Origin of the sequence: Facklamia sp. HMSC062C11, from assembly GCF_001810675.1 — a bacterium.
Taxonomy (GTDB): Bacteria; Bacillota; Bacilli; order Lactobacillales; family Aerococcaceae; genus Facklamia; species Facklamia hominis.
On sequence record NZ_KV802415.1, the window covers coordinates 40742 to 50338 of the forward strand.

Genomic DNA, 9597 nt, shown 5'->3' on the forward strand with positions numbered 1-9597 from the left:
GCAGCCTTTTTTATGTTTAGAAAGTAGTCTAGACCACTAAATCCGCGATCAGAAATAGTTTAAGTTGCTAACTTATGCTAAAATAAATGCTAGAAGTAGATTAAGGGGGTGACTCAATGCCAAATGAGAATGTACTGACTGTCAGTGCACTTTCCCAATATATTAATCAAAAGTTTGAAAGGGATCCGCATTTACAAAAAATAAGGGTTGTGGGGGAAGTATCTAATTACCGCTATCGCGCGAATAGTCATCAATATTTTGCTTTAAAAGAAGATAAATATGTGATAAATGCGATTGTTTTTAAACAGAAATTTGCCCAAATAAAATTTCAACTTGAAGAGGGCATGCGAGTGATCGTCAGCGCCCGTGTTGGTGTATATCCTGGTGCAGGACGTTATCAACTCTATGTAGATGCTATTGAGCCAGATGGGATCGGCTCTTTATATTTAGCCTTGGAACAATTAAAGGAAAAAATGCGTAAAGCGGGTTACTTTGATCGGCCTAAAAAAGCAATACCCGCTTTTCCAAGAAAAATTGCGGTAATCACAAGTCCGAGTGGAGCAGTGATTCGAGATATAATGACGACAGTTAAACGGCGCTTTCCGCTTGCTCAAATTATTGTCTTCCCAGCTCGGGTACAAGGGCAAGAAGCGGTCCAGGATCTGATGGAAGCCTTTGATCAAGTGAAGGTCCATCAAAATGAAATGGATGTTGTGATCCTAGCCAGAGGTGGAGGATCGATTGAGGATTTATGGTGTTTCAATGATGAGGAGCTTGCTCATCGAATCCTAGATTGTCCTTTACCGGTTATTTCATCCATTGGGCATGAAACGGATATAACGATTGCAGATTTAGTAGCGGATCTCAGAGCAGCTACACCTACAGCTGCTGCTGAATTAGCGGTCCCGGTCTTAACGGATTTATACACTAGGCTTGATCAGGCAAAGCGGCGACTTATTTATGCTTTTGGTCAGACTTTGAAAGCTAAGCGGGATAATCTACAGCGTTTATCCTCATCCTATACATTGTCGCAACCTCAGCGGATTTATCAGGCCTACGATCAGACTTTAGATTATTTAAAAGTAAAACTAACGACACAAGCTAACGCTTATTTTAAAGAAAAATATTATTTACAGGCAGGCATGACTGCACGACTCATTCAAATGCAGCCAAGTCACCGTATTGAATTAGCCAAAGAACAACTTAGCAATTATAAACGTCAATTGAATAAAGCAATTAATTCAATGCAGGTCGATAAACAAAAATCGCTTCAAAACTTAATGGGGCTATTGGATGCATATAGCCCATTGAAGATAATGGATCGAGGCTACGCAATTGTAAGTCGCGATGATCAGATAATTAATGATGCCCGTTTATTAAAGACGGAAGATCTGTTAAAAATTCGAATGCGACATGGTGTGGTATATAGTCGAGTTGAATCAGTCGATTCGAAAATTGAGGAGGAATAGTTATGATCCAAGTGGAAAAAGAGGATAATTTAACATTTGAAACTGGCATTCAAGAATTGGAACAAATTGTGCAGCAACTGGAAAAAGGTTCACTTCCTTTACAGGAAGCCTTGACGGCATTTAAGCGAGGGGTTGAGCTTAGTCAATTTTGTCAAGCAGAACTAACTCAAGCAGAAGAAACTGTTACTTTAATGATGACTCAATCCGGTCTAAAAGAATTGGATGAGGATCAGGCTTAATGAACGTGGATGAATCTTTAAAGGAGTATTTTGAGCAGGCCCTGTCCTCTTTAATGAAAAACTATGTAACAGAGAGTAGCTTAAGTGATGCCATGAGGTATGCATTAGAATCGGGCGGTAAGCGAATTCGCCCCTTACTGTTATTATCTATTCTTAAGGCATTAGATGGCGCAAGCTTAGATCGAGGGCTTCGAACGGCTATGGCGCTAGAATTTATTCATACATATTCTTTGATCCATGACGATTTACCGGCTATGGATGATGATGCGGTCCGAAGAGGAAGAGCGAGTTCTCATGTTAAATTCGGTGAAGCATTAGCGATCCTTTCTGGAGATGCTTTGTTGACGGAAGCCTTTGGCCTCATTGCTGATGATCCCAAACTGCCATCAGCTGTCAAATTAGATTTGATTGCTGATTTAAGCAGGGCAAGTGGTGCTTTTGGAATGGTCGAAGGGCAAGCACTTGATATTGAAGGGGAAAATCGGTCCTTAACTTTGAACCAATTGAAAAATATTCATTCTCTCAAAACAGGGGCTCTATTTTTATTTGCGGGCCGGGCTGCCGGGATGATTGCTAATGCCGATTCTAAAGTTCGAGAAAATTTAGAAGTCTTTGCTCAGTTTTTCGGCTTGGCCTTTCAAATTCATAATGATTTAAAAAATAGACTGCAGATTGGACAAGAAGATCAAGCACGTTTTCAGTCAGATATAGACCACCATAAAGCGACTTATCCTGCTATTTTAGGATTAGAAGCAGCTATTGATGAATTATACCAAGTTTTAGATAGCGCTCAAGCTAGTCTGAATCAACTCAAGCAGTCCAGTCAGGATCCAAGCTCTTTGGATCAAATATCCGTCTGGATTGATCAACTTCGAATTAAGCTGTAAGGAGAAGGCTATGAAAAAAGAACGCTTAGATAAATTAATAGTTCAACGGGGTATTGCAAAATCGCGTGAAGAAGCCAAACGACTTATTATGGCTGGGCAAATTTATGACCAAAATAATCAACGTTATGATAAATCAGGAGAAAAAGTTGGTCTTGATTTGGAATTTCATTCCAAGGGAAAACCCTTGCCCTATGTGAGTCGCGGGGGGTTAAAATTAAAGAAGGCCATCGATGCCTTTAACTTAGATTTATCGGATCGAATTGTGTTAGATATTGGGGCGTCTACTGGGGGATTTACGGATGTTGCTCTTCAAGAGGGGGCTAAACGTGTTTATGCTCTAGATGTGGGTTATAATCAATTGGATTATCGTCTACGGACTCACCCTCAAGTAGAGGTAATGGAAAGGCAGAATTTTCGTTATTCTAAGTTGGAAGATTTTGCTAAGGGACAGCCAAATTTTGCGACAACCGATGTTTCCTTTATTTCTCTAGCGCTCATACTTCCTCCTTTACAGTCTATTCTTGTGGATCATGGACCAGTTGTGGCCCTTATCAAACCTCAGTTTGAGGCTGGACCCGAACGCCTCGGTAAAAAAGGCGTGATTAAAGATCCAAAAGTTCATCTTCAGGTATTAGAGGAAGTCTTGGGCTTTATTTGTGAGATTGGTTATCAAATAGAAGGGCTGACCTATTCTCCGATTACTGGTGGCGAAGGGAATATTGAATATTTAGTATATTTAACGAATGCCAAACAGGTGAATAATGATAGTGGCTTAGCTTTTGATCTTGAGAAAATAGTCGATCAAAGTCATCAACAATTTGAATCAATCTAAGGAGGGTACCATGTTAGAATCACTGAGTATTGAGAATTTTGCGATTATAGATTGGGTATCGATTGATTTTTCATCGGGGATGACGGTTTTATCTGGAGAAACAGGGGCCGGTAAATCAATTATTATCGACGCCTTAGCTTTATTATGTGGGGGTAGAGGGTCGGTTGATTTTATTCGAAAAGGAGCTGACCGCTTGCGTATACGGGGCTTATTTTCGCTCGATGATCAGCAGGCTTTAAGAGATTTCTTGAAGACGATTCCTATCGAGATTACAAACGAGGAAGATCTGCTTCTGATTGAACGGGAATTACAAAGCTCGGGTAAGAATATTGTTCGAATTAATCGACAGCTGGTTAATGTATCAACTTTGAAGCAATTAGGTCAGTATTTAGTAGATATCCATGGGCAAAATGAACATCAAGCTTTACTCGATTCTAATAGTCATTTAAAGTTGCTTGATCGCTATGCTAAGGATACACAGTCTGATTTATTGTTAGAATATCAAGCAGCTTTCGAGCGTTACCATGTTCATCGAAAAAGCTTATTGGAAAGTCACCAGGATGAAAGTCAACAGCAGCAACGGTTACAATTTTTAGAATTTCAGTTGCAGGAAATTGAGGATCTAGATTTACACGGTGGGGAATATGAATACTTGTTCCAGCAAACTCGCCGTCTAGCTGCTGCCCAAGAAATAAGTCAATTGGTCGGTGGTATCAATCTATTGATGACCGATCAAGAAGGAGCTGTGGATCAACTATTAGATCAAGTTTATCAATCATTAAAATCATTAGAAAAATATACACCAGAATTCAAAGGCTTGAGTGATCAATTGCGTTCCACCCAATTGGATCTACAAGAGATGGCAAGAACGATTGCTTTAAAAGGTGACTTCCCGGATTTTGATAGTCAAGAAATTGATCGCCTGCAGGAGCGGTTGAGTCAATTGGAGCAGGTTCAGAAGAAATATGCATTATCGATCGATGAACTGATTACTTATCGTGATCAAATTGCTGAAGAGATTTATCAGATTAAACATCGCGAGGCTTATCTGGTGCGGATTCAGTCTGAGTTTGAAGCTGCCTACCAAGAAGCTTTAAAATTAGCCCAAGAACTATCAAGCCAACGCCAACGGATCAGTCATTCACTTGAAGCAGCCATTGAGCAAGAATTAAAAGAGCTTTATATGCCGCAAGCTCGTTTTGAAGTGAAGTTTAAATTGCTTGACAGTGATGAGACTTTGGCTAAAGCAGGTTATCCGTCTTCTTATCAGCTTTTAAATAATACAGGTATGGATCAGGTGGAGTTTTATGTTGCAACAAATGTGGGTGAAGAAAGTAAGCCCTTGATCAAAGTTGCAAGTGGGGGAGAACTTTCTCGGTTGATGTTGGCTTTAAAGGCGATTTTTGCTAGGGGTCAAGAAGTTGGGAGCTTGGTATTTGACGAAATTGATACCGGTGTATCTGGTCGAGTGGCCACAGCGATTGCTCATAAAATGAAAGAAATCGCTCGGTATAAACAAGTACTATGTATTAGTCATTTGGCTCAGGTCGCAGCTTCTGGTGATCAGCAATTGATGATAAGGAAGTTGGTTGCTTCAGAACGTACTATTACCCAAGTAGAGCCTTTGTCGTTAGATCAACGGGTAGAAGTGATTAGCCATATGATTGCTGGAAATAAAGATACTCCGGCTGCTCTTGATCTAGCTCAAGAAATGCTTCAATCGTATCAAAATGAATAGGAGGGATCATGATCGATCGAGCGATTAATTTAGTGGTTTTAGCGGGTCCAACTGGGGTAGGAAAAACAGATTTATCAATCGAATTAGCAAAGAGATTTAATGGTGAGGTGGTTTCAGCCGACTCGATGCAAGTCTATCGAAACTTAGATATTGGAACCGGAAAGATTATGCCTCATGAAATGCAAGGCGTACCCCATTATTTGATTGATATTCAAGACCCTGATCAAACCTACGACGCCGCTCGTTTTAAGGAAGCTGGCCAGGAGGCTATCCGAAAAATTCATCGATCAGGACATTTGCCCATCCTTGTTGGAGGAACAGGGCTTTATTTAGAAGGACTGTTGTATGATTTAGAGTTTGGTGGTAAAAACTCTACCGATTTCCTTGTTCAACAAAAATTAAAAGTTGAGTTAGAAGAAAACGGGATCGAAGCTTTGTGGCAACGCTTGAACCAGTTGGATCCAATCGCAGCTGATAAGATTAGCTTGCAGAATCCAAGACGAATTATACGTGCATTAGAGGTGATTGAAACAACGGGTCAGCGTTTTTCTGATCAAATGAGCCATCAAGAAAAGCAATCGCGCTTTCGAGAATACCTCTTTGTATTGAACCGTCCCCGCCAACAACTCTATGATCGTATCAATCAACGAGTCCTAAAGATGATTGAGCAGGGCCTGGAGGATGAGGTACGATCCCTTTATCAAAGGAATATGGACCCGAACTTACCTGCTATGAAGGGGATTGGTTACAAGGAGTGGCGCCCTTACTTTGAAGGAAAGGTGTCCTTGCAAACGGTCATTGAACAAATTCAACAAAATTCTAGGCGTTATGCAAAAAGACAGTTGACTTGGTATCGGAACCGAATGAAGAACGTGCATTGGTTGGATGTGAGTCAGCCGGATTACATTGACAATGCAATTCGACAAGTTGCTCAATTTATTGAGGAAGGTTAGGGTGAGCGAATGATTGAAATAGAAAGTGGACCTGAACGGGTTCTAATCGTGGGAGTAGAAACAGGTGATTACACTGCTGAAAAATTTGACGAGTTGATGCAAGAAATGCGATCTCTCACCCAAACTGCTAAGGGACAGGTTGTTCAAGTGATTCGGCAAAAATTGGATCATTTGGATCATCGTACGGCGGTTGGTACTGGTAAATTGGAAGAGATTAAGGCTTGCCTTGAACTGGAAGAGATTGATCTAGTGATTTTCTTTAATGCGCTCAGTCCGAGTATGAATCGTAATCTAGAAGAAGCATTGTCGGTGAGGGTGATCGATCGGATTCAACTGATTTTAGCAATTTTTGCAATGCGAGCAAAAAGTCGTGAGGGGAAGTTACAGGTCTCCTTAGCTCAATATGAGTATCTACTACCTAGGATGACCGGGTCCAATAAGCACTTATCTCGACTAGCAGGAGGTATTGGGACTCGTGGTCCCGGTGAAAGTAAGTTAGAGTCGGATCGGCGTCATATTCGCTCGCGCATTAATCAAATTAAAGAATCCCTCAAAGAGGTGACTCAGCACCGGGAGCGGACCCGGTCACGCCGTCAATCAGGGCGTGATTTTAATATTGGTTTAATTGGGTATACCAATGCAGGTAAGTCAACACTATTACAAGCGTTAACTCACCAGGAGACATATATACAGGATCAGCTTTTTGCGACCTTGGATCCTTTAACACGTAAATTAACGATTCGGGGATATCCTGTATTTACAATAACGGATACAGTGGGTTTTATTGAGGCTCTACCGACAGAATTGATTGAAGCCTTTAAATCAACTTTGGAGGAAATTCGTTATATGGATCTACTACTTCATGTGGTGGATGCTTCGAGTCCGGCCCGGCACATGCATGAAGAATCTGTTATGAACTTGATGAAACAGTTGGATTTGGATCATTTACCGATGCTAACGGTATATAATAAGTCGGATCAAGCTAAATCTAGTTTTCAGCCGGTTTTGACTCCTCATATAACGCTCTCCGCTAAAAATCCTGATGATATTGAACGTTTGAAGGAAGCGATTTGGGATCAATGCATTCAACACGCTGAGTCATATTCGGTTCAAGTTTTTCCAGGAGAAGCTGATTTATTGGCACTTTACCAACAAAATACATTGGTAGAAGCGATCGATTTTGATGATGAGAAGCAAGTTTATCAAGTAAGAGGCTATCGACGTCATTTGAATTCACAACAAAATTAAGGAGGATGATCTATGTTAACTATGAAAGATATTATTTTAGAGGGGCATCCAACATTAAGAATGAAAGCGGAACGGGTTGAATTTCCAATGGATCCGAAATTAAAGGAAACAGCCCTATCTATGATGGAGTTCTTAAGAAATAGTCAGGATGAAGAGTTAGCTGAAAAGTATGGGTTAAGAGCTGGGGTAGGGATTGCCGCACCTCAAATTAATATATCGAAACAGATTTTTGCCATGTTATTGTACCGATATAATGATGAAGGGGAAGTGATCGGAGAAGAATTTAGTGAAATCTTTGTCAATCCAAAAATTAGACGTCATTCTGTCGTGCAAGCGGCTTTAAAAACTGGGGAAGGTTGTTTGTCAGTGGATAGGGAGGTCCCTGGATTTGTTCCTCGCCCTAAGACATGTACCATCGATTATCAAGACCTTGAAGGTCAAGACAAAACTGTTAAATTAAGAGATTACCCAGCGATCGTAGCTCAACATGAAATTGATCATTTAAATGGGATTATGTTCTACGATCATATTGATGCCGACCATCCTTGGAAACAAGACGATGGGTTAGTATTAATTTAATGAAGCTATGAAAAATATTCTCGTTATTCAAGATATTTCGTGTTTTGGTAAATGTTCGTCAACGGTAGCTCTTCCTATACTAAGCCAGTTTAAATTAACAGCAACTTTACTACCGACTGCCATCTTGTCTACCCATACGGGGCCTCAATTTCCAGGATATGTCATGACTGATTTAAGAGAGCATATGAATAAAACAATGGCACATTGGCAGCAATTGGCTATTCGATTTGATGCCTTGTATATTGGTTATTTGGGAATGGTGGAACATGTTGCTATTGTTGAGCAAGCGATCGATTCTTTACTTAAGCCAGGGGCTAAGATTATTTTGGATCCTGCTTTTGCAGATCATGGACAGTTTTATAGTGGCTTGGACCTTTCTTATGTGAAGGCTTTGAAGCGATTGGTCAAACGGTCAGATTATTTGTTACCGAATTATTCGGAGGCCTGTTTTTTATTAGGTAAATCTTATATGGATTTAGAATATAATCGCGGTGAAACTCAAGTATTATTAAAAGAACTTCAAGGACTAGGGACAAAGAACAGTTTGCTTACGGGTTATCATAGAAAGAATAAGATTGGTGCTGGTCTTATGCTTGAAAATGGACAGTTTTTTCTAGAAAAATCAACCTTTTATCACCAACATTTCGCAGGCACTGGTGATGTCTTCGCTTCAGTATTCGTGGGAGACTTATTACTGTCTAATAGACCGGACCAAGCTTTAAAGAAAGCAGTCGACTTTGTTGCGACGGCCATTCAAGCAACCTTGGAGGATGAAGACCCGATTGATTATGCGGTGCATTTTGAAAAGGTCTTAGACCAACTTCATTAAAAAATAGGTCAAAATAAAAAAAATATGCTATACTAATTAGGTAATGCCAAAAATGAAGGAGTAGATAAGATGATTTCGGCAACTGATTTAAGAGCAGGAATGACTTTCTTGCAAAATGATGATTTAATTCGTGTCCTTGAAGCAAGTCACCACAAACCTGGTAAGGGTAATACGGTTATGCGGATGAAGTTACGTAATGTGCGTACTGGGTCTACTTACGATACAACTTTTAGACCTGATGAAAAATTTGAGCAAGCTTACCTTGAAACAAAGGAAGTACAATATCTCTATCAAATGGATGCAACTGCAGTCTTTATGGACTTAGAAACCTATGAACAATATGAGATTCCAGTTGATTCGATTACCAATGAGTTACTTTACTTATTGAGTAATATGAATTGTAAAATTCAATTCTTTGGTAGTGAAGTTATTGGAGTTGAATTACCATCAACCGTTGTATTGACCGTAGAAGAGACACAGCCTTCTATTAAGGGCGCAACGGTAACTGGATCTGGAAAACCAGCTACAATGGAAACAGGACTGGTTGTTAACGTACCAGATTTTATTGAAGCAGGAGAAAAATTAGAAATTGGAACAGCGGATGGTTCATATAAAGGACGCGCTAGTAAATAATATGCGATAAGTATAGGATTAATAAAATCGGCAGGTTCGTTGAAATTTCAATGAGCCTGCCAGTTTTTATAGCTTAAAAATAGAGAGTTTATTATATGTACTTTTAGGTTTGTTGAGTTATGATATCTGGATGATTAGTCTGGAAAAGTTTATCGTATATGAGGCTGTGACATAAGTCCACCAAAAAAAC

General features: G+C 39.9%; 10 protein-coding genes. All 10 read left to right on the forward strand.

What is annotated here, in order from left to right; genetic code table 11:
• Positions 1-116 precede the first annotated feature (116 nt).
• On the forward strand, positions 117-1469 hold the full coding sequence (xseA, locus tag HMPREF2758_RS07715; protein ID WP_070609854.1) for an exodeoxyribonuclease VII large subunit: 1353 nt from the start codon (positions 117-119) through the stop codon (positions 1467-1469).
• Between the two features lie 2 nt (positions 1470-1471).
• On the forward strand, positions 1472-1708 hold the full coding sequence (xseB, locus tag HMPREF2758_RS07720; protein WP_070609856.1) for an exodeoxyribonuclease VII small subunit: 237 nt from the start codon (positions 1472-1474) through the stop codon (positions 1706-1708).
• Positions 1708-2595: a polyprenyl synthetase family protein gene (locus HMPREF2758_RS07725; RefSeq protein ID WP_070609859.1), complete on the forward strand. Its 888-nt coding sequence runs from the start codon at positions 1708-1710 to the stop codon at positions 2593-2595. Before xseB ends, HMPREF2758_RS07725 begins: the two co-directional genes overlap by 1 nt.
• 10 nt (positions 2596-2605) lie before the next feature.
• Positions 2606-3427 carry a TlyA family RNA methyltransferase gene (locus HMPREF2758_RS07730; protein WP_070609861.1) on the forward strand — a complete coding sequence of 274 codons (822 nt, stop codon included), beginning with the start codon at positions 2606-2608 and terminating at the stop codon, positions 3425-3427.
• Between the two features lie 10 nt (positions 3428-3437).
• A complete protein-coding gene (recN, locus tag HMPREF2758_RS07735) occupies positions 3438-5165 on the forward strand; it encodes a DNA repair protein RecN (RefSeq protein WP_070609863.1) in 1728 nt (575 codons plus the stop codon).
• Between the two features lie 8 nt (positions 5166-5173).
• Positions 5174-6118, forward strand: coding sequence for a tRNA (adenosine(37)-N6)-dimethylallyltransferase MiaA (miaA, locus tag HMPREF2758_RS07740; RefSeq protein WP_070609864.1), 945 nt, complete (start codon positions 5174-5176; stop codon positions 6116-6118).
• A 9-nt stretch (positions 6119-6127) separates the two neighbouring features.
• Positions 6128-7366, forward strand: coding sequence for a GTPase HflX (gene hflX / locus HMPREF2758_RS07745; RefSeq protein ID WP_070609866.1), 1239 nt, complete (start codon positions 6128-6130; stop codon positions 7364-7366).
• A 12-nt stretch (positions 7367-7378) separates the two neighbouring features.
• A complete protein-coding gene (gene def / locus HMPREF2758_RS07750) occupies positions 7379-7945 on the forward strand; it encodes a peptide deformylase (protein WP_070609868.1) in 567 nt (188 codons plus the stop codon).
• Between the two features lie 7 nt (positions 7946-7952).
• Positions 7953-8774 carry a pyridoxamine kinase gene (locus HMPREF2758_RS07755; RefSeq protein WP_070609869.1) on the forward strand — a complete coding sequence of 274 codons (822 nt, stop codon included), beginning with the start codon at positions 7953-7955 and terminating at the stop codon, positions 8772-8774.
• Between the two features lie 69 nt (positions 8775-8843).
• Positions 8844-9407, forward strand: coding sequence for an elongation factor P (gene efp, locus HMPREF2758_RS07760; RefSeq protein WP_016648179.1), 564 nt, complete (start codon positions 8844-8846; stop codon positions 9405-9407).
• Positions 9408-9597: the final 190 nt, after the last annotated feature.

What these genes read in the sequence shown, in the direction of transcription:
- miaA (WP_070609864.1), top strand. Translation starts at nt 5,174, where the DNA reads ATGATCGATCGAGCGATTAATTTAGTGGTTTTAGCGGGTCCAACTGGG.
- hflX (WP_070609866.1), top strand. Translation starts at nt 6,128, where the DNA reads ATGATTGAAATAGAAAGTGGACCTGAACGGGTTCTAATCGTGGGAGTA.
- def (WP_070609868.1), top strand. Translation starts at nt 7,379, where the DNA reads ATGTTAACTATGAAAGATATTATTTTAGAGGGGCATCCAACATTAAGA.
- recN (WP_070609863.1), top strand. Translation starts at nt 3,438, where the DNA reads ATGTTAGAATCACTGAGTATTGAGAATTTTGCGATTATAGATTGGGTA.
- xseA (WP_070609854.1), top strand. Translation starts at nt 117, where the DNA reads ATGCCAAATGAGAATGTACTGACTGTCAGTGCACTTTCCCAATATATT.
- HMPREF2758_RS07730 (WP_070609861.1), top strand. Translation starts at nt 2,606, where the DNA reads ATGAAAAAAGAACGCTTAGATAAATTAATAGTTCAACGGGGTATTGCA.
- HMPREF2758_RS07755 (WP_070609869.1), top strand. Translation starts at nt 7,953, where the DNA reads ATGAAAAATATTCTCGTTATTCAAGATATTTCGTGTTTTGGTAAATGT.
- HMPREF2758_RS07725 (WP_070609859.1), top strand. Translation starts at nt 1,708, where the DNA reads ATGAACGTGGATGAATCTTTAAAGGAGTATTTTGAGCAGGCCCTGTCC.
- efp (WP_016648179.1), top strand. Translation starts at nt 8,844, where the DNA reads ATGATTTCGGCAACTGATTTAAGAGCAGGAATGACTTTCTTGCAAAAT.
- xseB (WP_070609856.1), top strand. Translation starts at nt 1,472, where the DNA reads ATGATCCAAGTGGAAAAAGAGGATAATTTAACATTTGAAACTGGCATT.